This window comes from Micromonospora sp. CPCC 205539, from assembly GCF_036906815.1.
GTDB lineage: Bacteria > Actinomycetota > Actinomycetes > Mycobacteriales > Micromonosporaceae > Micromonospora.
The window spans coordinates 65,568-89,166 of the sequence record NZ_JBAKHW010000023.1 but is presented as its reverse complement, the minus strand read 5'-3'; the positions used below and the strand labels follow the sequence as shown (position 1 = coordinate 89,166).

The 23,599-nt window shown below is 71.5% G+C and carries 23 protein-coding genes; 8 read left to right on the top strand and 15 right to left on the bottom strand.

Translation table 11 applies throughout. The features are described 5' to 3' along the window. Positions 1-227: 227 nt before the first annotated feature. The 5 genes from V6V47_RS21040 to V6V47_RS21020 all read right to left on the bottom strand — a co-directional run bounded on the left by V6V47_RS21040 (position 228) and on the right by V6V47_RS21020 (position 5,067). Positions 228-953, bottom strand: coding sequence for a hypothetical protein (locus tag V6V47_RS21040; RefSeq protein WP_334630021.1), 726 nt, complete (start codon positions 951-953; stop codon positions 228-230). Further along, complete coding sequence (locus V6V47_RS21035; RefSeq protein ID WP_334630020.1) at positions 944-1,486, bottom strand: hypothetical protein; 543 nt, start codon at positions 1,484-1,486, stop codon at positions 944-946. The genes V6V47_RS21040 and V6V47_RS21035 overlap by 10 nt, the downstream gene beginning before the upstream one ends. A gap of 113 nt (positions 1,487-1,599) precedes the next feature. Then, positions 1,600-3,960 (bottom strand): sodium-translocating pyrophosphatase, encoded by a 2,361-nt coding sequence (locus V6V47_RS21030; protein ID WP_334630019.1) that lies wholly within the window; start codon positions 3,958-3,960, stop codon positions 1,600-1,602. 316 nt (positions 3,961-4,276) lie between these two features. Further along, positions 4,277-4,714 (bottom strand): ATP-binding protein, encoded by a 438-nt coding sequence (locus tag V6V47_RS21025; protein ID WP_039905274.1) that lies wholly within the window; start codon positions 4,712-4,714, stop codon positions 4,277-4,279. Next, positions 4,711-5,067 carry an STAS domain-containing protein gene (locus V6V47_RS21020; RefSeq protein ID WP_334630018.1) on the bottom strand — a complete coding sequence of 119 codons (357 nt, stop codon included), beginning with the start codon at positions 5,065-5,067 and terminating at the stop codon, positions 4,711-4,713. Before V6V47_RS21020 ends, V6V47_RS21025 begins: the two co-directional genes overlap by 4 nt. A 188-nt stretch (positions 5,068-5,255) precedes the next feature. On the opposite strand from V6V47_RS21020, the gene V6V47_RS21015 reads away from it, so the two are divergent. The 3 genes from V6V47_RS21015 to V6V47_RS21005 all read left to right on the top strand — a co-directional run bounded on the left by V6V47_RS21015 (position 5,256) and on the right by V6V47_RS21005 (position 9,266). Beyond that, positions 5,256-7,628: a DEAD/DEAH box helicase gene (locus V6V47_RS21015; RefSeq protein ID WP_334630041.1), complete on the top strand. Its 2,373-nt coding sequence runs from the start codon at positions 5,256-5,258 to the stop codon at positions 7,626-7,628. A 69-nt stretch (positions 7,629-7,697) separates the two neighbouring features. Then, positions 7,698-8,276: a hypothetical protein gene (locus V6V47_RS21010; protein ID WP_334630017.1), complete on the top strand. Its 579-nt coding sequence runs from the start codon at positions 7,698-7,700 to the stop codon at positions 8,274-8,276. A gap of 141 nt (positions 8,277-8,417) precedes the next feature. Continuing rightward, the gene (locus V6V47_RS21005; protein ID WP_334630016.1) at positions 8,418-9,266 is read left to right on the top strand and encodes a phosphotransferase; all 849 of its coding nucleotides are present in this window, start codon (positions 8,418-8,420) and stop codon (positions 9,264-9,266) included. A gap of 25 nt (positions 9,267-9,291) precedes the next feature. On the opposite strand, the gene V6V47_RS21000 is transcribed toward V6V47_RS21005, so the two are convergent. From V6V47_RS21000 to ssd, 7 genes are read right to left on the bottom strand one after another with little or no spacing between them, the layout of a single operon-like run. Continuing rightward, positions 9,292-9,765, bottom strand: a complete 474-nt coding sequence (locus V6V47_RS21000; protein ID WP_334630015.1) for an Rv3654c family TadE-like protein — start codon at positions 9,763-9,765, stop codon at positions 9,292-9,294. Continuing rightward, a complete protein-coding gene (locus V6V47_RS20995) occupies positions 9,765-10,118 on the bottom strand; it encodes a TadE family type IV pilus minor pilin (RefSeq protein ID WP_334630013.1) in 354 nt (117 codons plus the stop codon). The genes V6V47_RS21000 and V6V47_RS20995 overlap by 1 nt, the downstream gene beginning before the upstream one ends. Positions 10,119-10,168: 50 nt before the next feature. Continuing rightward, positions 10,169-10,336, bottom strand: a complete 168-nt coding sequence (locus tag V6V47_RS20990) for a DUF4244 domain-containing protein (protein ID WP_081883916.1) — start codon at positions 10,334-10,336, stop codon at positions 10,169-10,171. Positions 10,337-10,357: 21 nt separating this feature from the next. Next, positions 10,358-11,020: a type II secretion system F family protein gene (locus V6V47_RS20985; RefSeq protein WP_442934276.1), complete on the bottom strand. Its 663-nt coding sequence runs from the start codon at positions 11,018-11,020 to the stop codon at positions 10,358-10,360. Then, on the bottom strand, positions 11,020-12,222 hold the full coding sequence (locus tag V6V47_RS20980; RefSeq protein ID WP_334630012.1) for a hypothetical protein: 1,203 nt from the start codon (positions 12,220-12,222) through the stop codon (positions 11,020-11,022). The genes V6V47_RS20985 and V6V47_RS20980 overlap by 1 nt, the downstream gene beginning before the upstream one ends. Beyond that, positions 12,219-13,424: a TadA family conjugal transfer-associated ATPase gene (locus V6V47_RS20975; protein WP_334630011.1), complete on the bottom strand. Its 1,206-nt coding sequence runs from the start codon at positions 13,422-13,424 to the stop codon at positions 12,219-12,221. The genes V6V47_RS20980 and V6V47_RS20975 overlap by 4 nt, the downstream gene beginning before the upstream one ends. After that, complete coding sequence (gene ssd, locus V6V47_RS20970; protein ID WP_334630010.1) at positions 13,421-14,524, bottom strand: septum site-determining protein Ssd; 1,104 nt, start codon at positions 14,522-14,524, stop codon at positions 13,421-13,423. The genes V6V47_RS20975 and ssd overlap by 4 nt, the downstream gene beginning before the upstream one ends. A gap of 282 nt (positions 14,525-14,806) precedes the next feature. Between ssd and V6V47_RS20965 the strand changes: the two genes are divergently transcribed. Then, positions 14,807-15,328 carry a SigE family RNA polymerase sigma factor gene (locus tag V6V47_RS20965; protein ID WP_334630009.1) on the top strand — a complete coding sequence of 174 codons (522 nt, stop codon included), beginning with the start codon at positions 14,807-14,809 and terminating at the stop codon, positions 15,326-15,328. Beyond that, on the top strand, positions 15,325-16,653 hold the full coding sequence (locus tag V6V47_RS20960; protein WP_334630008.1) for a hypothetical protein: 1,329 nt from the start codon (positions 15,325-15,327) through the stop codon (positions 16,651-16,653). Before V6V47_RS20965 ends, V6V47_RS20960 begins: the two co-directional genes overlap by 4 nt. A 106-nt stretch (positions 16,654-16,759) precedes the next feature. On the opposite strand, the gene V6V47_RS20955 is transcribed toward V6V47_RS20960, so the two are convergent. Together V6V47_RS20955 and V6V47_RS20950 are read right to left on the bottom strand one after the other, a co-directional pair. Then, positions 16,760-17,761, bottom strand: a complete 1,002-nt coding sequence (locus V6V47_RS20955) for a CU044_5270 family protein (RefSeq protein ID WP_334630007.1) — start codon at positions 17,759-17,761, stop codon at positions 16,760-16,762. After that, on the bottom strand, positions 17,761-18,312 hold the full coding sequence (locus V6V47_RS20950; RefSeq protein WP_334630006.1) for an RNA polymerase sigma factor: 552 nt from the start codon (positions 18,310-18,312) through the stop codon (positions 17,761-17,763). Before V6V47_RS20950 ends, V6V47_RS20955 begins: the two co-directional genes overlap by 1 nt. A 493-nt stretch (positions 18,313-18,805) precedes the next feature. Here V6V47_RS20950 and V6V47_RS20945 point away from each other — a divergent pair, with 493 nt between their 5' ends. Both V6V47_RS20945 and V6V47_RS20940 read left to right on the top strand, forming a co-directional pair. Continuing rightward, positions 18,806-19,054, top strand: coding sequence for a tyrosine-type recombinase/integrase (locus V6V47_RS20945; protein ID WP_334630005.1), 249 nt, complete (start codon positions 18,806-18,808; stop codon positions 19,052-19,054). 352 nt (positions 19,055-19,406) lie between these two features. After that, positions 19,407-20,210 (top strand): HAD family hydrolase, encoded by an 804-nt coding sequence (locus V6V47_RS20940; protein WP_334630004.1) that lies wholly within the window; start codon positions 19,407-19,409, stop codon positions 20,208-20,210. 138 nt (positions 20,211-20,348) lie between these two features. On the opposite strand, the gene V6V47_RS20935 is transcribed toward V6V47_RS20940, so the two are convergent. After that, a complete protein-coding gene (locus V6V47_RS20935; RefSeq protein WP_334630003.1) occupies positions 20,349-21,095 on the bottom strand; it encodes an oxidoreductase in 747 nt (248 codons plus the stop codon). A gap of 339 nt (positions 21,096-21,434) precedes the next feature. Here V6V47_RS20935 and acs point away from each other — a divergent pair, with 339 nt between their 5' ends. Then, a complete protein-coding gene (gene acs / locus V6V47_RS20930; protein WP_334630002.1) occupies positions 21,435-23,399 on the top strand; it encodes an acetate--CoA ligase in 1,965 nt (654 codons plus the stop codon). Positions 23,400-23,599 lie beyond the last annotated feature (200 nt).

Below are 23,599 nucleotides of genomic sequence, written 5' to 3'. Positions count from 1 at the left end.
CCGCTCCGGTGCGGCGGTCAACTCCCGCCCCGCCGTGCTCGGCACTGCCGGACGGCGCCACCGTACACCGTGGGTAGGGCCCGAAGCGGGTCACTGTGACGATGGCGGGCCATCCGTCGAGGTCCGAACCGTCCTGTTTTCCGCCGAGATCGCCCCGGGAGGCTGTCCGGGACCGGACAGCTCGACCCGGTGTCCGGGGGGGAGCGGAATGACCGTTTCACCCCCCGTCAGGGTCGGGTTGGCCACGCGTCGTGCGGCGCCGCGCGGGGCGGCTCACCGACCAGCTCGGCAAGCCGGCCCAACCGCCGCCGACCGGTGATCCGGTACGCCGGGCCGCCCTCCTCGGGGCCGAGCAGCGCGCCGGCCAGGCCGGCCGCGGCGAGTGCCGCGCCGATCGGCTCCCAACACTCCTGGTCGCTCTCGCCGAGCCGCAGCAGGAACCCGCCGGGTGGCTCCGGCGCACCGGCGGCGGCGAGCCAGAGCCGCAGCCGCCGGCCGGTCAGGTGGAAGGTCGCGGGCGGGCGCTTTCCCGGGCCGTGCAGCCAGGCGACCGCGAGAGGCTGCAAAGCTCGGGTGTACGAGGTACGGACGGCGTGTCGCTCGTCCCCGGTCTGCTCCCAGCTCGCCGCCAGCCCGCGCGACGCCAACTCGGCGACGAGCACGTGCACCCGCCAGCCGGCGTCCACCCGGACCGTGAGCCGGGCGGTGCCGCCCATCCGCACCACCTCGCCCGGCCCGGCGAGCAGACCGGCCAGGTCGGCGATCGCCGGTTCGGCCGCCTCCGCGCCGAAGAAGACCAGTTGCCGGCCCGCTTCGTCGGCGTCCGGCTCGAGTGGGGTCGGCCCGGTCCGTCGCCGGGTCGGCCCGGGTGTCGGCGTGCCAGGTTCGGGTGCCGGGAACAGCGCCGGCAACGGCTGCGCCTCCCCGGTGTCGCCGAGCCCGCTCAGCGACACTCCGGCACCTCGTCGAAGGCCTGTTTCAGCTCCTCGGAGTTGAGCTGGCTGGTGTCGAGCGCGCTGGCGTCGTACTCCTTGTTGAGGGTCTCCACGGTGGCCCGGACGCCGTCGTAGAACACGGTCGCCTCGCCGGTGCCCAACCCCTGGATGGCCTCACGGGCCCGGCCGTAGGCGTTGCGCATCTTCTCCAGCGAGCCGCTGAAGCCGGCGGAGATCGCCTCGCCGTTGGCCGTCTCCGGGACGCCGGCCTGCTCGACCTTGCGGCGCGCGGTCTCGCTGGCCTGCTCGGCCCCACCGAAGAGCCGCACCAGGTTCTCCTTGGCCTGCGCCGGCGTGGTCTGCGCCGTCATCTGCTCATCCGTGCTGCTGGTCAACTTGGTGATCTCGGAGCGCCACGGGGTGAGCGCGCCGCAGACCGTGGCCGCCCAGGCCCGCGGGCTGGGGCCACCACCGCACCCGGCGAGCACGACGACGAACGTGGCCAGGACCACCGTGAGCTTTCCAGCGGCAGACGCCCGGCACGTACGCATGCGTTGCAGCGTACGACCTTTGGCCAGGTGTGGCACCGGCCAGATGGCCCGGACCGGACGTGGCGGTCCCCGGTCGGCATGGTTCGCCGACCGGGGACCGGTGCCAGTCGTGGTCAGGCGTTGACCGTCTCCGGTCGGTGATCGGTGTTGCCCGCGCCGGTGTTGCCATCGGCGTCGGAGTCGGACATCGCGATGCCCTTGCGCTTGCTGAACACCACCGACGCCACGATGATCAGCGTCGCCACCACCGCGATGGCGATCCGCACCGGGGTGTTCCGGTCGTCGCCGATGCTGAAGGCCACCACGGCCGGCGCGATCAGCAACGAGACCAGGTTCATCACCTTGAGCAGGGGGTTGATCGCCGGGCCGGCGGTGTCCTTGAACGGGTCGCCGACGGTGTCGCCGATGACCGTGGCGGCGTGCGCCTCGGAGCCCTTGCCGCCGTACGCGCCGTCCTCGACCAGCTTCTTGGCGTTGTCCCAGGCGCCGCCCGAGTTGGCCAGGAAGACCGCCATCAGGGTGCCGGCCCCGATCGCCCCGGCCAGGTACGACGCGAGCGCGCCGGGCCCGAGACCGAAGCCGACCGCGATCGGCGCCAGGATGGCGAGCAGGCCGGGGGTCATCAGCTCGCGCTGCGCGTCCCGGGTGCAGATGTCCACGACCTTGCCGTACTCCGGGCGCTGGGTGCGGTCCATGATGCCGGGCAGCTCACGGAACTGCCGACGGACCTCCATCACCACGGCACCGGCCGAACGGGACACCGCGTTGATGGCCAGCCCGGAGAAGAGGAAGACCACCGCCGCACCGATGATCAGGCCGACCAGGTTGCGCGGGTTGGCCACGTTCAACGCGTTGAGGATCTCCGCCTCGAAGTTGCCCACCCCGGCGTCCTGGTACGCGGCCTTCAACGTGTCCGTGTACGAGCCGAACAGCGCGGTGGCCGCGAGCACCGCGGTGGCGATCGCGATGCCCTTGGTGATCGCCTTGGTGGTGTTGCCGACCGCGTCCAGCTCGGTGAGCGTCCGCGCACCGTGCTCGTCGATGTCGCCGGACATCTCGGCGATGCCCTGGGCGTTGTCGGAGATCGGCCCGAAGGTGTCCATCGCGACGATCACGCCGACCGTGGTGAGCAGGCCGGTGCCGGCCAGCGCCACCGCGAACAGCGACAGCGTGATGGAGCTGCCGCCGAGCAGGAACGCGCCGAACACGCCAGCGCCGATCAGCAGTGCCGAGTAGACGGCCGACTCCAGGCCGATGCTGATGCCGGCCAGGATGACGGTGGCCGCGCCGGTCTGGGAGCTCTTGCCGATGTCCTGCACCGGGCGCTTGTTGGTCTCGGTGAAGTAGCCGGTCAGCGCCTGGATCGCGGCGGCCAGCACGATACCGATCACCACCGCGCCGATGGCCACCAACCGCGGGTTGCGGTCGACGTCCGTGAGCCCACCCTCCAGCTCGGCGAAGGTCGCCGGCAGGTACAGGTACGCGGCGATCGCCACCAGCACGGCGGAGAGCACGGCGGAGATGTAGAAGGCCCGGTTGATCGCGGTCAGACCGTTGCGGTCGGAGGCACGCAGCCGGGTGATGAAGACGCCGACGATCGCGATCAGCACACCGATGGTGGAGATGATCAGCGGGAAGACCAAGCCGTCCTCGCCGAACGCGGCGCGGCCGAGGATCAGCGCGGCGACCAGCGTGACCGCGTACGACTCGAACAGGTCGGCGGCCATGCCGGCGCAGTCACCGACGTTGTCGCCCACGTTGTCGGCGATGGTGGCGGCGTTGCGGGGGTCGTCCTCCGGGATGCCCTGCTCCACCTTGCCGACCAGGTCGGCGCCGACGTCGGCGGCCTTGGTGAAGATGCCGCCGCCGACCCGCATGAACATGGCCAGCAGGGCCGCGCCGAAGCCGAAGCCCTCCAACACCGTCGGGGCGTCGCCCTCGAAGATGATGACGACCAGCGCGGCGCCGAAGAGGCCGAGGCCCACGGTGAGGAAGCCGACCACGCCGCCGGTGCGGAACGCGATCTTCATGGCCGCCTCGCGGCCGCCTTCGCGCTCCCGGGCGGCGGCTGCCACCCGCAGGTTGGCCCGGGTGGCCAACCACATGCCGGCACCGCCGATGAACGCGCTGAAGCCGGCGCCCACCACGAAGAACGCGGATCGGCCCAGCTTCACGGCGGTCTCACTGCCATCGGTGTCGTGCACCGGTAGCAGGAAGAGCAGGATCACCGCGATCACCACGAAGATCGCCAGGGTGCGGAACTGCCGGAGCAGGTACGCCGAGGCGCCCTCCTGGACCGCACCGGAGATTTCCTGCATGTTGGTGGTGCCCTTGCCGGCCGCCAGCACCGCCTTCGTCAGGGCGGCGGCGAAGGCGAGCGCCACCAGCGCGATGACCGCGGCGATGATGACGTACCTGGCATTGGCCCCGGTTAGGGATAGCCCGCCGCTGTCGGCGGCCAAGATCTTGGACATCTGTGTCCTCCTGTACCGAACACGCGCGTCGGCCAATGGAGACGCATCGGCCGGCGCCTGAAATGCGGACTCGCAAGCGCGCCAACCCACTTCAGCGGACCAGCGATGACCACCCATACCCGCTGGTTGCGGGCCGGGGCACTTGCTGACAACCCGGGTACTGTAGCCCTCCACAGTGTCGGAGGTCACACCGAGGTGGCACCGTGTCTCGATGATCTTCGTCGCTGTGTTATGAAACGAAATCTGATATAGGGCCCGGTCCATGAAAGCGAGGCCGCACCCCCAGCGGGGGCACGGCCTCGTGGCAGAGCAGGGGTCAGCGGCCGACCGGCCACACCATTCGCACCTCGGTGCCGATGCCCTCGTCGACCGGGCGCACCTGAAGGTCCTCGACGAAGCCGGCGAGCAGCGCGAAGCCCACGCCGGTGGTCAGCGCCTCGTCGGTGAGCGACTCGTTGGCCAGCTCGTCCGGCGGCAACGCGGTCAGCCCGATGCCGGCCTCGATCGGCGCGCGGTCCACCACGCGCACCGCGTACGAGCCACCGTCGGACATCTCCACCAGCACCGGGTCGGCCAGGCCGTACTGCCGGTGCAGGGCCACCGCCCGGGTGCACGCCTCGCCGATGGCCAGGCGCACCTCGTCCAGCAGATCCTCCCGGACCCCGGCCCGCCGGGCGACGGCGACACCGACCAGTCGGGCGGTACGCACATGCACCGGTGCCGGGGAGAAGGACAGCCGGACCGTCGCCATCACGCGTTGGCGCCGGTCGGGTCCGCGCCGACCGCCGCATCGACCGTGGGGTGCAGGGGGAACACCTGGTCCAGCGCGGTGATCCGGAAGATCTTGAGCAGCGGCTCCTTGTCGCAGACCAGGGCGAACGAGCCGCCGGCCGTACGAAGCCGCTTGAGCGCGCCGACCAGCACACCCAGCCCGGTGGAGTCGAGGAAGTCCACCCGACCGAGGTCGACCACCACGTGCCGGGCACCGCCGTCGATCAACTCGAGGAGTCGTTCGCGGAGCCGGGGCGCGGTGTAGACGTCCACCTCACCGCCGACCTCGAGCACCGTGTGCTCGCCCACAGTGCGGGTCGCCAGCGACAGCTCCATCGGTCCTCCTCGCCAGAGCCGTAAACTCTCCTGGGCATCTAACCACTACCGCCGGGACACCCTGCGGCCCCCGGCGGCGGCTACCCCTTACCCCCCGGCCCGACTTTTCATCTCCGAACACCAGTGCGAGAGTGCAGGACGTGACGAACGACAGCTTCAGCTCGGCGCGTCTGTCGCCGCGCCACGACATGAAGCTGTCGTCGCCGACCGTATCCGCAGGCCCGGGCCCGGGGACATCCCCGGCCGACCTGCTGCGGCGGCTACGCGCCCGGGGCGCCGGCGACCCGATCACCCACGTCGAGCGGGTGCCGGCCCGCGCCGGGGTGCCCGCGCCGTGGCCACCGTGGGCGCCGACGGAGCTGCGCGCGGCGTTCGCCCGCCGCGGCGTGGTCGCGCCCTGGCGGCACCAGGCCGAGGCGGCCAGCCTCGCGTACGACGGTGGGCATGTGGTGGTGGCCACTGGCACCGCGTCCGGCAAGTCCCTGGCGTACCAACTCCCGGCGCTGGCCACGCTGCTCGCCGACCCCCGAGCCACCGTGCTCTACCTGGCGCCGACCAAGGCGCTCGCCGCCGACCAGCTGCGGGCCGTCACCGCGCTGGAGCTGGAGGGGGTCCGCCCGGCCTGCTACGACGGGGACACTCCGCGCGCCGAGCGGGAGTGGATCCGCAAGCACTCCCGATTCGTGCTCACCAACCCCGACATGCTGCACCACGGCATCCTGCCCGGGCACGCCCAGTGGTCCGGCTTCCTGCGCCGACTGGCGTACGTGGTGATCGACGAGTGCCACACCTACCGGGGCGTGTTCGGTTCGCACGTGGCGCACGTGCTGCGTCGGCTGCGCCGGCAGTGCGCCCGGTTCGGGGCCACTCCGGTGTTCGTGCTCGCCTCGGCGACCTCCGGTGACCCGGCGACCGCGGCCGGTCGACTGACCGGCCTGCCGGTGACGGCCATCACCGAGGACGCGTCACCGCGGGGCGGCGTGACCTTCGCGCTGTGGGAGCCGCCACTGCTGCCTTCGGCGCCCTCATCGTCCGCGCCCGCCCAGGCGACGGGCGCCCACGACGACATGACGGAGCTCACCCAGGTCCGCCGGTCGGCGCTGCGGGAGACCGCGGACCTGCTCGCCGACACGGTCGCCGAGGGGGTACGCACACTCGCGTTCGTCCGTTCCCGCAAGGGCGCCGAGGTGGTGGCGGCCAGCGCACGCCGGGCGCTGGACGAGGCGGTGCCGGGGCTCGGCGACCGGGTGGCCGCCTACCGGGGTGGCTACCTACGCGAGGAGCGACGCGAGCTGGAACGGGCGCTGCTGCACGGTGACCTGCTCGGGCTGGCGTCCACCAACGCGCTCGAGTTGGGCGTGGACCTCATCGGGCTGGACGCGGTGCTGATCTGCGGCTACCCGGGCACCCGGGCGTCGCTCTGGCAGCAGGCGGGTCGCGCCGGTCGCTCCGGGCAGGAGGCGCTCGCGGTGTTGGTGGCCCGGGACGACCCACTGGACACCTACCTGGTGCACCACCCGGAGGCGATCTTCGGGGCACCGGTGGAGGCCACCGTGCTCGACCCGGCAAACCCGTACGTGCTGGCCCCCCAGTTGGCCTGCGCCGCGGTCGAGGCGCCGCTCACCCCGGCCGACCTGGCGCTCTTCGGCGACGGGGCGAAAGAGGCGATCGACCAGTTGGTGGAGGCCGGTGCGCTGCGCCAGCGGCCGACCGGCTGGTACTGGCGGCACCGGGAGCGCCCCGAGGTGGACCTGCGCGGCGAGGGCGGCGCACCGGTCGCCGTGGTCGAGTCGGCCACCGGCCGGCTGCTCGGCACGGTCGACGGCGGCTCGTCGCACTTCCTCCTCCATCGTGGCGCGGTCTACCTGCACCAGGGCGTCTCGTACGTGGTCGACGACCTCGACCTCGCGGACGGCTGCGCACTGGTGCACGTCGAGGAGCCCGACTGGTCCACCCACGCCCGCGACGTCACCGACCTGTCCGTGGTGTCGGTGCGCTCCTACGTGGATGCCGGTCCGGTCGGCATGTTCCTCGGTGAGGTGGACGTGACCAGCCAGGTCGTGTCGTACCAACGGCGGCGGATCGCCACCGGCGAAGTGATCGACACCCGACCGCTGGACCTGCCCAGCCGTGAGCTGCGTACGGTGGCGGTCTGGTTCACCCTGTCGCCGCAGTCACTGGCCCTCGCCGGCGTCCAGGCGGCCGACGTACCGGGTGCGCTGCACGCCGCCGAACACGCCGCGATCGGCCTGCTGCCGCTCATGGCCACCTGCGACCGGTGGGACATCGGCGGGCTGTCCACCGCTCTGCACCAGGACACCGAGGCGCCGACCGTGTTCGTCTACGACGGGCACCCGGGCGGTGCCGGCTTCGCCGAGCGGGCGTACGGGACGGCGTCGGCATGGCTGCGGGCCACCCGGGACGCGATCGCGGAGTGCGGCTGCGAGACCGGCTGCCCGTCCTGCGTGCAGTCGCCGAAGTGCGGCAACGGCAACAATCCGCTCTCCAAGCCGGACGCGATCCGGGTGCTCGACGTGGTGCTGGCGAACCTCCCCACCTGAGCCGGATGGGCAGACGGCATTTGCCGGGCTGTGCAAGACTCCGGCCGACGATCCCCCTGAGGAGTTTTGATGCAGCTCGACAACTTGCAGACCCTGCAGCAGTTCCACATCAAGCAGCGTCTGCGCATGATGGTCAACCAGTACGAGGTCCGCGCGGTCGCACCGGACGGCACCGATGGTGAGCTGTTGGCCTTCGCCCAGCAGAAGCGGCTCGCCTTCAAGGAGCAGGTGACGATCTACACCGACGACACCAAGCAGACCCCCCTGCTGGGCTTCAAGGCCCGCCAGCGCCTCGACCTGGGCGCCACGTACGACGTCACGGACGCGGCCGGCAACGCGATCGGCCTGTTCCGTAAGGACTTCGCCCAGTCGCTGCTCCGCTCGACCTGGCACGTCGAGCAGGCCGGCCTGCCGCAGGTGACGGGCCAGGAGCGCAGCCTGCCGGTCGCGCTGCTGCGCCGGTTCGTCGACTCGCTGTCCTGGCTGCCGTACCACTTCGACTTCACCGCTGGCGGCCAGCCGGGCTTCACCGTGGTCAAGAAGTGGGGCCTGCGCGACAAGTACGTCGTCGAGGTGCAGAACCCGCAGCTCGACCGCCGGCTGGTCATCGCGATGGCCATCGCCCTCGACGCGCTCCAGGCCCGCTGACAAACTCGGCTCGCGCCACGCGCACCGCTTCAAGATCCGCGCAACTTCGGGGAAACTGCTGCCTCAGGCGTCTCGGAGGCAGCACTATCCCTGTAGTTGCGCGGGTCAAGGGGCGGGCAGGGCGGCTCGTAAGATTTGGCCATGGCTTCTGGGCTCGCCAACCTGTTGACTCGGCAGCGAGCCCTGTTGGATCAGTGGCTTCCCGGCGCGACCGTCGAGAAGGACCACAGCTGGGGCCTGGTGCAGACGACGGTCCTGGAGATGACGCACGCCGGGGCCCGGCTCATCGTCAAGGCCGGCGGCGACAGCGACCATCACGTCGAACGAGAACTGCACGCCCACCTCACCTGGCTGAGCCAGTGGACCAGGCTGGGCCGCGCTCCGATCCTGCAACACGGCGACGCCGATGCGAAGCTAATCGTGACGCGATATCTGCCCGGCGAACTGGTGCTCGGCAGCGAACACGCCGACGATCCCGCCACCTACCGAGCGGCCGGCGAACTCCTGGCTCTCTTCCACGCGCAGACCCGCGTAGCCGACGACGACTACGAGAGCCGGGAGAACGAGAAGGCCCTCGCCTGGCTCAACGGCCCACACCGGATCACGTCGGGCACGGTGGGACGACTGCGGGCCGAGATCACCGGGTGGCCCACGCCCGGCGCGGTGCTCGTGCCAACCCATGGTGACTGGCATCCCCGAAACTGGCTCATCCACGACGGCGTCGTCAGCGTCATCGACTTCGGTCGCGCGGCGATGCGTCCCGCCTATACGGACCTCACCCGGCTGGCCGCTCAGGAATTCCGCCGCGACGCGACGCTCGAGACAGCGTTCCTCGACGGTTACGGGACCGATCCGCGCCAGACGGACGCATGGCACCGCACCCGAGTCCGCGAGGCGATCGCCACAGCAGCCTGGGCCCATCGAGTTGGCGACGAACCGTTCGAAGCCCAAGGACATCGAATGATTGCCGAGGCACTCCCAGCGCCCTGACCGTGTTGGCGGCCCCCTCGCCCGCTCAGCCCCGCACCGGGCCGGCGCGGGCCGTTGACGACGCGACCCGGGTCAGGCCGGGCAGTGGCGTGACGGCCACCTCGGCGGTCACCAGCACGTCCAGCCCGTCGACGCGACAGTCGACCAGCCGCCCACCGTTGCGACCGGTGATGTCCGCCGCGGACGCGCACGCCACGGTGTCCCCGTCGAACACCCTGGCGGCCCCGGCCAGTGCGCCAAGATCGGCCGCTACCGCGGCCCGCTGACGTGCCATCCCTGTCGCGGTAAGGGCAGCGCAGAAGGCCCCGGCCAGCACGAAGACCAGCCCCACCGCCAGCAGCAGGACCGTCGCCCCACCCCGCTCGAAATCTGACCGGTCACCCTCGGGTTGCTCTGCGTTCGCCGGGCCCTCGGGTTGCTCTGCGTTCGCCGGGCCCTCGGGTTGCTCGCTGGTCGATCCGGTGCCGCAGCGAAGCGGCTCAACGTCAGGTCCTCGCATCACGGCACCTCCTCCCCAACTCCCGGCTCGACGGCCGCGACGGCGGTGGCAACCACCGTTGTTCGCGGTAACTGACCACCCAGCGCGCGCACCGGCGCCCGTACCGTTGCCTGAGCACGATCGCCGTCGATCGACACCGACACCTCCGCCCCCGGTGGCGCCAGCCGACGGCCGTCCGCGCTGCCGTCCGCGCCCCGGGCGGCGGCCAGCGCGGCCTCCCGGGCCGCGTGCAAGCAACTCGCCTGGGTGCTCACGGCGTTGACCGCCGTCAAGCCGCCGAGCAGGAGCAGGAGCAGCGCCGGCAGGCCGGCCGCCAACTCGGCGGTGAAGGACCCCCGGTCGCCGCGGACCACCCGCCCGACGGTGCCAGCCCTCCGATCGTGGCCGGCCTGCCGGCGCCCGATCACTTGAGCGCCCGGTCGATGACGGCGGTCAGCGCCGACTGGACGTTGCCGGAGGTCAGCACCTTCAACAGGATCCCGGCGAAGGCGACCGCCGCGAGGGTGCCGACGGCGTACTCGGCGGTGTTCATCCCGGCGTCACCCCGCAGGCGGGCGATGAGTTTGCGCATGTTGTTTCCCTTCTCGATGGGTCAGAGCATGTCGCCGAGAACGGCGACGATCACCGGCACCAGGCCGGCAAGAATGAACGCTGGCAGGAAGCAGAGCCCCAGCGGCAGGACGATGAGCACGCCCGCCCGACGGGCCGAGGCCTCGGCGACCGTGGCCCGGTCGGCGCGGAGGTCGTCCGCGAGCCGGGTCAGCGCACCGGCGAGGGCGGCACCGCTGTTGGCCGAGCGCAACGCTGCGGCGCTCACCCGCTCCGCACCCGGCACTCCGTCGAGCGCCGACCATGCCTCGACCGGACCCCCGCCGAGCAGCAGGGCGCGGCCGACCCGGGCCAGCCGACTGGCGAGCGGGCCGTCCAGCGCCTCGGCGACGGCCAGCACCGAGCGGTCCACCGGGGCGCCGGCACGCATTGCCGCAGCCAGCAGGTCGGCGGCGAGTGGCAGGTCAGCGGCCTCCCGCAGCCGTCGGCGGCGCACCGCCGGGGACTCGATCCGCCGGAGCAGCAAATCCAGCACAAATGCGGTCGGGACCGCGCCGAGCAACCCCAACCAACCCCCGACGACCACTGCCACCGCGAGCCCGCCCATGCCCGCGACGAGCCGGATCGCGTCCGGTCGGCGTCGGCCGGCCGTTCCGCGCTCGCGCGCTGGTCCGCGTTGGCTCACTGGTTCTGGTGGCTGGGACATCAGGTGGCCCGCCCCGGTGCCGCTCCCAGCCGCTCGGTCCAGAACAGGCCGACCACCTGTAGGGCGACCGCGAGAATCGCGCAGACCCCGCCGACCACGGTGTGCAGAAGCACCGCCATGGGGTCGACGCCGATGCCGTAGCCAAGCCCGATACCGCCGATCGGTAGGCCCGCCAGTAACCAGGCCGTCGCCCGGGCACCGGCCGCCTGTGCCGCTGCGGCGGCCAACCCCCGGTCGGACGCGCGGGCGTCCGCCTCGATCCGCTCGACGAGCTCCGCGAGAGGTGCGCCGGTTCGGTCGGCCAGACGCATCGCCGCCGAGGTCAGGTGACGGAGCCGGTCCGACCCGTCCGCTGCGCCGATCTCGACCGTTGGCGGGACGGGGAGACCTGCCCGAAGGTCCGCCGCGAGGCCGCAGAGCTGGTCCAATCCGCGCCGTCGAATCTGCTCGGTGTGCCGGTTGAGCCGCCAGCGCAGCGCGGAACGCACGGCCAGCGTGCTGTAGCTGGCTAACACCACCCCGGCCACCGGGCCGGCAAGCGCAGCACCGACACCGGCCCCCGCCAGACCAACCAGCAACAGCGCGCGCACCGATGACCGCGGGACGCGCACCGACGTACGCGCGCTCGACCCGCCGACCCGCACGGCCACCGGTTCGACGAGGCCGCGACCAGGGCGAGTCGGGTCCCCCGGCCCGCCCGACGAGTCGGCTTCAACGTCCACTTCGGGACCTCTGCCGTCGAGCACCGACGTGGCGGCGAGTCGCTCGGCGTCCTGCGCCTCGGTCACCGGCCCGGCAGCCCCGGACGGACGACGGGGATCCCGACGACTCGGCGGACGTACCGGACCTGCCGGACGCGTGGACGCGGCCGACCCGCCCGGCGCCTGCGGCCAACTCGGGCCGCCGGTGACGTTCCGGGTGGGCCAGTCGACCACCGACCGCCCGCCGCTGTAGCCCACCGCGATAGGCAGATGGCCGGAGAGGACGGGTGGGACGCCGATACCGTCGTCCGGCCCGGTCGGCGTACGCCCGAGCTCTCTGATCCACTCCACGAGTGCGTCGTCCGGATCAACAGCGGCGTTGCCCCGTTCCGCCGCCGTGAGCACCCGACGCCGCCGGGCACGGATGCTCTGCACGGGCCAGGCAACCAGGGTCGCGGCCGCGAGCAGCAGTACCGCCACCAGCATCGCTCCGCCGGTCATGCCGGGCCCGCCGTTCCCGGCCACGGCTCGCTGAGGATCGGCGGCACCGGTACACCCCGATCCCGCAGGAGCGCCCCGAGCGCGCGGGCGGCCAGCCCGAGTCCACGACCGCGTACCCAGGCGGGCACCACGGTGGCCAGCCGGTCCGGACCCGCCGGGAGCAGCAGGCAGACCGACTCCAGCACCCGTCCCCGGTCACCACGGCGCACCTGGAAGAGGACCTGCAACGCGGCGACCACCTGGGCGTGTAGCGCGGCGCGGGGCAGCCCACCCAGCATGCCGAGCGCCTCCAGTCGGGCCGGCACGTCGGATGGCGTGTTGGCGTGCAGCGTGCCGGCGCCCCCGTCATGACCGGTGTTGAGTGCTGCCAGCAGGTCGACGACCTCGCCGCCTCGGCACTCCCCGACCACGAGCCGGTCCGGGCGCATCCGCAGCGCCTGCCGGACCAGGTCGCCGAGGCTCACCACCCCCGAGCCCTCGACATTGGCGGTACGCGCTTGCAGCCCCACGACGTGCGGGTGCCCCGGTTGCAGCTCGGCGGCGTCCTCCACCAGCACGATCCGCTCGGTGGCCGGCACCAACCCGAGCAACGTGTTGAGTAGCGTCGTCTTGCCCGACCCGGTGCCGCCGGTGACCAGGTACGCCAGACGGGCCGCGACGACGGCGGCGAGCACCGGCGCCACCGGTCGCGGCAGGGTGCCCTGCTGCACCAACTCGTCGAGGGTGAACGGTCGGTGCCGGAAGGTCCGGAACGACAGGTAGGGGCCCTCGGTCGCCACCGGCGGCAGCACGGCGTGCAGTCGGGTGCCGTCGGGCAGCCGGGCGTCCGCGTACGGCGAGCCGTCGTCGAGCCGCCGCCCGGCGCTGGCGATCAACCGCTGCGCCAACCGACGGACGTCCTCCACCGACCCCACCGGCACCGCGACCTGGTGCAGCCCCGCCCCTCGGTCGACCCAGACCCGGGTGCCGTTGACCAGCACGTCGGTCACCGCCGGGTCGGTCAGCAGCGGGGCCAGCGGCCCGGCGCCGACGAGGTTGTCGTGCACCCGGTCGGCGATGCGCAGCACGGTGGTGTCACCGAGCACCGCAGCGGTGGACTCGGCCCGTACGGCGGACACGATCGCCGCAGGGGTGACCGGCGTGGTGGCGGCGGCGATCCGCTGCCGCACCCGTGCCGCGAGGGTGCCGTCCTGGCCCGTCATGCCGCACCCGTGGCCGGCACACCGGTGAGATCGCTGACGATCCGCTGGCAGAGGGCCGCCAGCGGGCCCTTGCCGGCGGCGGCCGGCGCCTCGCCGCGTTCCAGGCCGCGGCCGATCCCCGGCTCGGGGCGCAGCGTGCCAGCGAGGGGAAGCCCGAGCGCCCGCGCCACCTCGGTCGCACGGAGCCGACCCGGTGCAGGCCCGCGCACGATCACCGAGAGCGCGGCGCAGTGCGGAACGGCGGCGGCCACCACCCGGGCCGCAGCCGCGGTGGCGCGCAGCTCGGCCGGGACGACAACGAACGCCTGGTCGGCCGCCTGCAACGCGATCACCGCTGCGTCGTCCAACTGCCGGGGCAGGTCGATCACCACGAAGTCCCGGCCGCGCCGGGCGGCGTCGATGGTGGCCGCCATCGCGGCGGTGGGCAACGGCAACAGGTCACCGCGATCCCAGGAGAGCACCACCAGGTCGCCCCGGCTGGGCAGGGCCTGGACCAGCGCCGGGGCGTCGACCCGTCCGTCCGCGCCGGTGAGCGACGGCCAGCGCAGACCTTCCAACTGCTCCCAGCCGAGCACGAGGTCGAGGCCACCGCCGAGTGGGTCGGCGTCGATCAGCAGGGTACGAAGCCGGGCTCGGGCGGCGGTCACGGCGAGCCCGCCGGCGAGAACGCTCGCGCCGGCGCCGCCCCGCCCGCCGAACAGCGCGACGATCCGTGCGCCGGAGCCGTCCGGATGGTCCGGTCCGTGTTCGGCGAACCGATCCACCAGCCACGGCTCCGCAGCGGGCAGCGCGGCGACGTGCTCGGCGCCGATCAGCTCGGCGATCTGCCAACCGGGGTCGATCTGGCCGACCCGGCCGACCAGCACCAACCGGGGCCGGTGCGGCAGGCGTGCGCGCAGGCAGGACTGCGCCTGGTCGGCGCCGAGCAGGATCAGTGGGGCGGGTTGCCAGCGGGTACGGGCGGCCGCTGGGTCGGCGGCGAGCTCGACCTCGGTGCCGCCGGCAGCGGCCAATCGGAGCAGATCGTCGAGCAGATCGCCGTCTCCCGTGACGATGAGCGGGAGCCTTCGGATCGGCGGAACGGAGGTACGGGGTGGCATCGCGGCCTCCAGCGGTCGGGCTCTGGTATGCCGCCGACCCTGCTCGGATCCGGGCCCGCCGACCGCCCCGGCCACGCCGCCTGTGGACAACCTCGCGGCCTGTGGACAACGGCCGACGAGACAGTTGATCTGCTACGCGCGCGGGCTGTCTCGAAGCCGCGTCGAACCTTGCTGCCAGCGCGCTTCGGGCATGTCGTGGCGGATCGGGGCCACTTCGGTGGCAAGCCGGTAAACCGACGAACGTGTCGCGGTGTCTTGCTTAGTAACGAGACCGGAGGTCAGATGCGTGATTCGCGGGGCGCGGAGTTTGACGAGTTCGTCCGCACACGGTCGGTGGCGCTGCTGCGGGTCGCCTACCTGTTGACGGGTGACCGGCACACCGCCGAGGACCTGCTCCAGGAGGTCCTGGAGCAGGTCTACGTGCGTTGGCGCCGCGTGCAGACCAGCCCGGAGGCCTACGCCCGACGCGCGCTGGTCAACCGATCGATCAACCGGTGGCGGCGGCGAAAACGGCGACCGGAACAGACTCTGGGGGACCACGACGTGGTCGCACGGGACCACGCCGACGACGTCGCACTTCGCCGGGCGGTCGTCGCGGCACTGCGTGATCTGCCCCCGAGGCAACGCGCCACGGTCGTGCTCCGTTACCTCGAGGATCTGCCGACCGCCGACGTAGCCAGGACGTTGGGCTGCTCCGAAGGCGCGGTGAAAAGTAACGCCTCGCGGGGACTGGCCCGTCTGCGGGAAGCGCTGTCCGGTCCGGGTCTTTCCTTGTCCATCGCCCATACGGAGAGTTCGCGATGAGCATCAGCGACAACGACGTGCGGGAGGTTCTGCACCGCGCGACCAATCACCTCGACGATCGGCCTCACCTCCTCGATGATGTCCGTCGTGGTGGTCGGCGACGCGTGCTGCGCCGGCGCGCTGTGTTGGCCGCGGTTTGTGCGGCCGCAGTGGTGATCCCCCTGAGTGGTGCACTTCAGATCCCTTACGGCGGGGATGAGACCGAGGTGGCTTCGCCGTTTTTCGACGAGCCCACCAAGGGTGATCTGGCCGGCGACGACGCGTACCTGCGGCAGGTCCGCGCGGAATGGCAGCGTCAACACGAGCGCTCGAACGAGGGGCAGATGCGGGGCGGCCCGCACGTGGTGTGGGCGGGGAGGACGCCGGCCGGCCCGGCCGCCTATGTCACCGCCCGCAGCACGACCCATCCGATCGTGAGCGCTGGTGACAGCCTCATCGGATGGGCGGCGTTCGTCGAACCCACCGCCAGCGGTCCACGGGTCAAGACTTTCGAGATGCTTACCGATGGTGATCCAGCGGGCAATTCGCAGGCGACTTTGCTCGGGTCGGAGCGCGACGTGCTACTGGTCCTCGACACCGGGCGCCCGGTGGAGTTCTCGCCAGAAATGCGGTACACGCGTGACGGCAAGATCATCCGCACCTACCAGAAGGTGCGGTTCGAGAACGGCGCGGCCGTACTGCCGATAACACCACAACGAACGAAGATTACGTTCGCGCTCTCCGGCACCCCGGTCAGCCGAGAGAATGCCGTGCATATCGATGGCATCTACGAGGTCCTCTTCCCCGGCGGCAGCGGCCGCCCGGAGACGCCGCAGCTCAAGCACACGCTGCCGGGCGCCGCCGAGGTGTGGGGCGGCGAACCCAGCACTTCCACGTACGATGCTGGCCGGACCGGCTATGAGGTGAGTGCCGGGCCCGAAGCTCTCGCCGCATTCATCGATGCTGCTGGAACCCATGCGAGCGGTGACTCCCCTAATCTGTCGCTTTACGGGGCAACGCCCGACGGCCGCCGACTACTCGTCCAGACCCTTCAGTACGACAGCGACCCCGCTCGCGTCATCGCGCTGCTCGCACGCGGCGACGCTCCCCTGCAGGCGGTCGCCAGCGCGATGGTCGATCGGAACGCGCCACTGCCAGTTCAGCTACGGCTACCGGACAGCCAGGGCATCCTCGTTGCCGCCGAGGGCGCAGTTCTGACCTACCGGAGCAACGCTGGTCAATGGCAGGACGCCGGCCGCGACGCGGCGCTACTGCCTGCCGACACCACCGAGATACGCGTGACCGTCGTTGGCGGACCGGTCAGCACGGTCCGCGTCACGGCATGACCCGCAGTAGCCTCGCAGGCCACCAACGGCCGGCTCAACCCGTCGCACCTCAGTAGCCGTGGACGCATCGGGGCCGCTCCCAAAGGAGCGGCCCCGACGTCGACGGTCAGCCGACTCGATCGCTCCAACCGGTATCGAGGAACACCTGGTACGTGCTGAGCCGCATGGGTGCGAGCGTCAGCAACTCATGGGCGAGCAGCTCGCCCGTCTTCGGGTCGAAGATCAGCAGATTCTGCTGGTCGTGCTCACGGTCGTCATAGGTGACCGCGACGCCCCTGCGGCCGGCCCGGTCGGTCACCTGCCCTCGCCACCGGAGGCCGGGAATGTCGGCGAGGACCCGGAGGACCTCCGCGCGGGTCTGGCGCGGTACGACGTACCGGCCGTAGACCGTGGACACCTCCTTGGTCACCGCACCCGCACCGTGTTCGACCTTCAGCAGGTCGCGCAGTTCCGACCGGTCAACCGGCAGCGGAGGGAGTTCCTCCGCTGGCAGCGGGACGAGAGTGGGTGCGGGGGTGCCGACGACCGCGCGGGGCTTCTTGAGCTCGCGCTGCCAGTAATCACGGGAGGCCTGGTCGGGGTACTGCGGCTCCAGCTGCGTGCTGACCTGAGCACCGTCGGCCCCGTCCACCGCTTGCCAGACCTTCCATTCGCCGACGTAGGCGATGTGGTGACGGCCGTCGGCGGAGGTCTCCACCGGGTCACCCCAGATCTTCGTGTGGTGGTACATGTAGCGCCGGTCCTGCTTGTCGTACTCCGCGTCGACGAGCCTGCCGGCGAGGGCGCGCAGCTGCGGGCCGGCCGCCGACGCGTTCGATTCGAACTCGTATGCGACCGGCACGAGCACCGATCCCAGGGCGACAGCGGGGGCGTCCGGGGTAGCCCTGTCGAACGGCTGAAGGACCGCCACGGCCCCGACCGCGACCGCCAGCGTCCCGGCCGCCAGGACCAGCCGACGGGTCGGGCGTACGGGACGACGACCGCCCCCCTTGGTCTCGCCGGCAGGGGCCATGAGCTCGTGCGCCGAGACCGGGGGCGGTGCGACGGCGGCGTTCCGGGCCGGGTCGGCCGGGCCGAGAAGGGTACGGGTTCGCTCTACTCCGAACATCACAGATCCTCTCGAACGCTGACCAACGCCGGGCGTCGACGCGGGGTGGGCTGGTTTGACATCGCTTCGGTGAGGCGGCGGCGGGCACGGTGCAGGCGCACTGCCGCAGCCGCGCGGGTACAGCCGAGGACCCGGGCGGCTTCGGAGACCGTCAGTTCCTCCCAGCCGATCAGCCGGAGGATCTCCTGATCGAGATCGTTGAGGGTGGTCAGGGCTGCCCGGACGTCGGCGACCCCTACGGCCACGTCGGCGCTGGACGAGTGCCCCACCCGGGTCAGGTCGGCGTCGGTGATCGGCAGTACGTCCGGGGCCGCGCGCCGGGACCGCCACTGGTTCGCCAACAGGCGTCGAGCCACCCCGTACAGCCAGGGCAGGCTGCGGTCCGGCACCTCGGTGCGCCGCCGCCAGGCCACGATGAAGACCTCCTGAGCAAGCTCAGCCGCTGCGTCCCCGTCGGCGAGCCGGCGTAGGCCGTACCTCACGATGTGCGCGTAATCGGCCCTATAGAGGCTGGTGAACCAGCCCTCGTCGCGTTTCTTCGGTGGACCCACCCGAACTCCCAACTGCCTCGGCGACTCTCACCCTGGCTTGTGTCGCCACCGGCCAGAGGATTACCGCGTCGACGGCCCCGAGCGTGCCGCAGGTTGGCACCACCCATCGCGCCCCGGCAGCAGGCGGCGGATCAGTCACGCGGTGTGACGACCAGGCCGCTACCGGCCGACGAACTATCACCCATCGACTGGAATAGATGCGTAAAGCATCCACTGGAGCCTGACATCGCCGGCAGTCCGGCCGGCCTTCCAGACGACGACCGCCGCCGGTTGCCCGGGGTCAGGCAGTGGTCGAAAGAAGAGAGCTCGTAACGCGATCGCCCGGGACTCGATGAGCTGCGGAGCTGCCACTCCGCGGTTGCATTCCAGTCGGCCTGTGCGGTGATCTGGTCGGGGTGCTTCCGGTACAGCAACCCTGGTTCGTCAATGAAGTACCCGTCGGCGACTACCGAGGCAAGCAGTCACCTGCGTAACGGCCACGGCTGTCGGCGGGATGCGGTTCCACGACCTGCGGCACGCCTACGCGAAATGGCTGGTGACCGACGGCGTCCCGATCAACCTGGCGCAGCGGGTGATGGGCCACGAGCAGGCGTCCACGACGCTCAATCGTTACACCCACACCCCGGACGATTACGCGGCACGCGTCCTGGAGGCATTCGACGACTCTGCTGCCTCTCTGCTGCCTCCGGTCGCAGAAACGCCGCCTGTGGACGGCCTGGACGGGCAGGATGACGACCTGTGACCTGCGTCGGAGCGCTCAGCCCGGAAAGGGACGACCCCCGTCGGGGGGAGACGGGGGTCGTCGAAGGTTCGGCTCCGGGGGGGTCGAGCCGAACCACTCGACGGTCACGGGGGGTGCAACCGCCGAGGGTCTGTCCTGTTGTCCGAGATATGAGTGCTCGTCGTGACAACAAGTCTGCCTGAGCGGGCCCGTCACGTCGAGTGGTGTCGACCCCACTCACTGCGAAAATCTCCGCGCGAAATGTGAACACGGTCACGCGGAGCAGAGTTGGTGGCGTCGGCCCGCAGGTCTGAGGGGTGTCGTGACCCCGGGCACCCGCCGACGATAGACCATCCGGCTAGACTTTCGCGCCGTGGGCCGAAGTGCCGCTTTTTTCGATCTGGACAAGACCGTCATCGCCAAGTCGAGCGCCCTGGCGTTCGGTCGGCCGTTCTACCGGGACGGGCTGATCACACGGCGTGACGTGGTCAAGTCGGCGTACGCGCAGCTGATGTTCCGGCTGGGCGGCACCGACGAGCAGACCATGGCCCGGACCAGGGACTACCTGGCCGCGCTCTGCAAGGGCTGGCAGGTGGAACAGGTCCGCCAGATCGTCGCGGAGACACTCCACGACCTGATCAATCCTTATGTGTACGCAGAGGCAGCCGCGCTGATCGAGGAACACCAGGCGGCCGGCCGGGACGTGGTGCTGGTCTCCGCCTCCGGCGAGGAGATGGTCCGGCCGATCGGCGAACTGCTCGGCGTGACCGACGTGATCGCCACCCGGATGACCGTTCGGGACGGCCGGTACAGCGGCGAGGTCGAGTTCTACGCGGCCGGCCCGAGCAAGGTCGAGGCGGTCAACGAGTTGGCCGCCGTCCGCGACTACGACCTGGCCGACTCGTACGCCTACTCCGACTCGTACAGCGACCGGCCGCTGCTGGAGTGCGTCGGCCACCCGAGTGTGGTCAACCCGGACCGGCAGCTGCGCAAGCTGGCCTCCGAGAACGCCTGGCCGGTGCTGGAGTTCCGGCATCCGATCCCGCTGGGCCGCAGGCTGCGCGAGCGGCCCGCCGTTCCGGTCGCGGCGGCGGCGCTCGGCGTGGGTGTCGGCGTGGCCATCGGCATCGCCTGGTACGGCCGCCACCGCCGCACCAGAGCCGCCGCCACCGCCTGACCATCAGCCACGTACGCACGCTCCAGCCCTGGACCCGTCGATCGACCCAGGCCAAGATCGGGCTCGATCGTGGTTGTAGTGGTGTCCCGCACGGCTGAGGCCGCTACAACCAGGATCGAGCGACGAGTTGGCGTCAGGTCAGGCGGCGGCGAGGATCTCGTCGCCGATGGCGGTGAGCTGGTCGGCGCCGACCTCCACGGCCGCCATGTAGTGGCGTAGCCAGGAGCGCAGCCCGTCGGGGGTGCCGGTGGCGAAGGCGCCAGCTGAGCCGACGTACTCGGGCTCGCGCTCACGGTGGCCCACGTCGACGGCGAGCAGGCCGCGCGGGTCGAAGCCGCTGGCGAGCAGCACCAGGCGGGCGGCGCCACGGGCCACCACCCCGGAGGGCCCGGCGAATGGACGCAGGTTCAGCAGTTCTCCATGGACCACGGCGGCGAGCACCAGCGGGGACGCGGTCGTACCGCCAGCGACCAGCCCGGCCAGTCCGTCCAGCCGGGCGGCGACCACCGGGTCGGCCACCGGGCGGCCCAGTTCGTCGTCCGCCACCACGTCCCGCGCGGCGAGGACGTGCAGCCGGGCGAGTGCCTGCCGGGGCGCCTTCGGCCAGAGTTCACTCAACCCGGGCAGCGCGCCGGCCACCCGCAGCGCACCTTGCACCACCGGGTCGGTGACCGTACCGGCCCGAACCGCCTCGCGCTCGTGCGCGTACCCCTCGAGGGCTGCGCTGGCGACCGCGGACCGGAGGCTCACCTCGGCCGCGACCTGGCCGCCGTTGCGGCGGAGCGCGCGGTGACCGAGTGCCCGGTCGAACCGCTCGCGGGCCTGCTCGACGGCAGCGGCGATGTCGGCGAGCGCGAGCAGGGGTGCGAGCGGGTCGGTGGTCACCCCGCCACGCTAGCGACCCGGCCCGGCCTCCCGGGTCGCACCCGGCGGCAACGCGACCCGAACCACCACCGGGGCCAACCGCGGCATGGTCATCACGAGGTCACTGATGTCGCGGGGTTCCACCCGCAGCGATACCGCGACATCACCGACCTCGTGTCGATCAAGCCCCACCGCCCGCGCGAGCCGTGGCGTGCCGCGCGGACGGATAAAGGGCGGCCGTCGGGCGCGCGGCGAGGGCCGCTCGGCGCGACGGGGCGGGCAGCGGTCGCCCGACGGAGGCCCCACGACTACCCTCGTGCCCAGCGAGACCCAGGTCACCGAGCGACGAGGAGTCACGGCATGAGCGAGGCATTGGCCAATCTGCTGAACGAGACGCGCCAGTTCCCCCCGCCGGCCGAACTCGCCGCGCACGCCAACGTCACCGTCGACGCGTACGCCGAGGCCGAGTCCGACCGGCTCGCGTTCTGGGCGAAGCAGGCCGGCCGCCTGTCCTGGGCGAAGCAGTGGGACGAGGTGCTCGACTGGTCGAACCCGCCGTTCGCGAAGTGGTTCGTCGGTGGGCAGCTCAACGTGGCGTACAACTGCCTGGACCGGCACATCGAGGCTGGCCGGGGCGACAAGGTGGCGATCCACTGGGAGGGCGAGCCGGGCGACACCCGCACCCTCACCTACGCCGACCTGCACGAGTTGACCTGCCGGGCGGCGAACGCGCTCACCGACCTGGGTGTCACGGCCGGCGACCGGGTGGCGATCTACCTGCCGATGATTCCGGAGGCGGCGGTCGCGATGCTGGCCTGCGCCCGGATCGGCGCGACGCACAGCGTGGTCTTCGGTGGCTTCTCCGCGGACTCGTTGAGCAACCGGATCCAGGACGCCACCGCCAAGGTGGTGATCACCGCGGACGGTGGCTACCGGCGGGGTAAGCCGTCGGCGCTGAAGCCGACGGTGGACGAGGCGGTGGCGAGCTGCCCGTCGATCGAGCACGTGCTGGTGGTCCGGCGCACCGGTGAGGACGTGGCCTGGACGGCGAAGGACCACTGGTGGCACGAGACGGTGGAGACCGCTTCGGCGGAGCACACCGCGCAGCCGTTCGACGCCGAGCACCCGCTGTTCATCCTCTACACGAGCGGCACGACGGCCCGGCCGAAGGGCATCCTGCACACCACCGGCGGCTACCTGACCCAGGCGGCGTACACCGCACACGCGGTCTTCGACCTGAAGCCGGAGACCGACGTCTACTGGTGCACCGCCGACATCGGCTGGGTCACCGGGCACTCCTACATCGTGTACGGCCCGCTGGCCAACGGCGTCACCCAGGTCATGTACGAGGGCACGCCGGACACCCCGCACAAGGGCCGGTTCTGGGAGATCGTCGACAAGTACCAGGTCAGCATCCTCTACACCGCGCCGACACTGATCCGGACGATGATGAAGTGGGGCGAGGACATCCCGGCCGGCTTCGACCTGTCCTCGCTGCGGCTGCTGGGCAGCGTCGGCGAACCGATCAACCCGGAGGCGTGGATCTGGTACCGGCAGCACATCGGCCGGGCCGAGCTGCCCGTCGTGGACACCTGGTGGCAGACCGAGACCGGCGCGATCATGATCTCGCCGCTGCCCGGTGTGACCGCGGCCAAGCCGGGTTCGGCGATGACCCCGCTGCCGGGCATCGTCGCGGACGTGGTGGACGACCAGGGCCAGTCGGTGCCGAACGGCGGCGGCGGTTACCTGGTGCTGAGGGAGCCGTGGCCGTCGATGCTGCGCACGATCTGGGGCGACGACAACCGGTTCATCGAGACGTACTGGAGCCGGTTCGAGGGGATGTACTTCGCCGGCGACGGGGCGAAGAAGGACGACGACGGGCACATCTGGCTGCTCGGCCGGGTGGACGACGTGATGCTGGTGTCCGGGCACAACATCTCCACTACCGAGGTGGAGTCGGCGCTGGTGTCGCACCCGTCCGTGGCGGAGGCCGCAGTGGTGGGCGCGACCGACCCGACCACGGGGCAGGCGATCGTCGCGTTCGCCATTCCGCGCGGCAGCACGGACATCGCCGGCGAGGCGGGCGAGAAGCTGATCACCGAGTTGCGCAACCACGTGGCGAAGACGCTCGGCCCGATCGCCAAGCCCCGGCAGATCATGCTGGTGCCGGAGCTGCCGAAGACGCGCTCCGGCAAGATCATGCGCCGGTTGCTGCGCGACGTGGCCGAGCACCGGTCACTGGGTGACGTGACGACGTTGCAGGACTCATCCGTGATGGACCTGATCTCCTCGGGGATGAGCAGCGGGAAGTCCGACGAGGACTGACGGCAGACGTACCCCTGCGGTGGGTGGCGGTCCGGACGGACCGTCACCCACCGTTGTTTTGTTTTCCGGGTACGGCCGGACGGGTCGCTCGATCGACCGAACTGCATGGGCCATCCGGGTAACGCATCGATCACCCCCCTGTTCTTTGCCGTCGTTCTCATTTAGTTTCACGCACGTCGGGAGGTTTCGATGCGTGGCAC

Bases quoted from the DNA above. Each gene is read 5' to 3' on its own strand.
- V6V47_RS21035 (WP_334630020.1), bottom strand. From the start codon at position 1,486: ATGCGTACGTGCCGGGCGTCTGCCGCTGGAAAGCTCACGGTGGTCCTG.
- V6V47_RS21030 (WP_334630019.1), bottom strand. From the start codon at position 3,960: ATGTCCAAGATCTTGGCCGCCGACAGCGGCGGGCTATCCCTAACCGGG.
- V6V47_RS21020 (WP_334630018.1), bottom strand. From the start codon at position 5,067: ATGGAGCTGTCGCTGGCGACCCGCACTGTGGGCGAGCACACGGTGCTC.
- V6V47_RS21015 (WP_334630041.1), top strand. From the start codon at position 5,256: ATGAAGCTGTCGTCGCCGACCGTATCCGCAGGCCCGGGCCCGGGGACA.
- V6V47_RS21010 (WP_334630017.1), top strand. From the start codon at position 7,698: ATGCAGCTCGACAACTTGCAGACCCTGCAGCAGTTCCACATCAAGCAG.
- V6V47_RS21005 (WP_334630016.1), top strand. From the start codon at position 8,418: ATGGCTTCTGGGCTCGCCAACCTGTTGACTCGGCAGCGAGCCCTGTTG.
- V6V47_RS21000 (WP_334630015.1), bottom strand. From the start codon at position 9,765: ATGCGAGGACCTGACGTTGAGCCGCTTCGCTGCGGCACCGGATCGACC.
- V6V47_RS20990 (WP_081883916.1), bottom strand. From the start codon at position 10,336: ATGCGCAAACTCATCGCCCGCCTGCGGGGTGACGCCGGGATGAACACC.
- V6V47_RS20985 (WP_442934276.1), bottom strand. From the start codon at position 11,020: ATGTCCCAGCCACCAGAACCAGTGAGCCAACGCGGACCAGCGCGCGAG.
- V6V47_RS20980 (WP_334630012.1), bottom strand. From the start codon at position 12,222: ATGACCGGCGGAGCGATGCTGGTGGCGGTACTGCTGCTCGCGGCCGCG.
- V6V47_RS20975 (WP_334630011.1), bottom strand. From the start codon at position 13,424: ATGACGGGCCAGGACGGCACCCTCGCGGCACGGGTGCGGCAGCGGATC.
- ssd (WP_334630010.1), bottom strand. From the start codon at position 14,524: ATGCCACCCCGTACCTCCGTTCCGCCGATCCGAAGGCTCCCGCTCATC.
- V6V47_RS20965 (WP_334630009.1), top strand. From the start codon at position 14,807: ATGCGTGATTCGCGGGGCGCGGAGTTTGACGAGTTCGTCCGCACACGG.
- V6V47_RS20960 (WP_334630008.1), top strand. From the start codon at position 15,325: ATGAGCATCAGCGACAACGACGTGCGGGAGGTTCTGCACCGCGCGACC.
- V6V47_RS20955 (WP_334630007.1), bottom strand. From the start codon at position 17,761: ATGTTCGGAGTAGAGCGAACCCGTACCCTTCTCGGCCCGGCCGACCCG.
- V6V47_RS20945 (WP_334630005.1), top strand. From the start codon at position 18,806: ATGCGGTTCCACGACCTGCGGCACGCCTACGCGAAATGGCTGGTGACC.
- acs (WP_334630002.1), top strand. From the start codon at position 21,435: ATGAGCGAGGCATTGGCCAATCTGCTGAACGAGACGCGCCAGTTCCCC.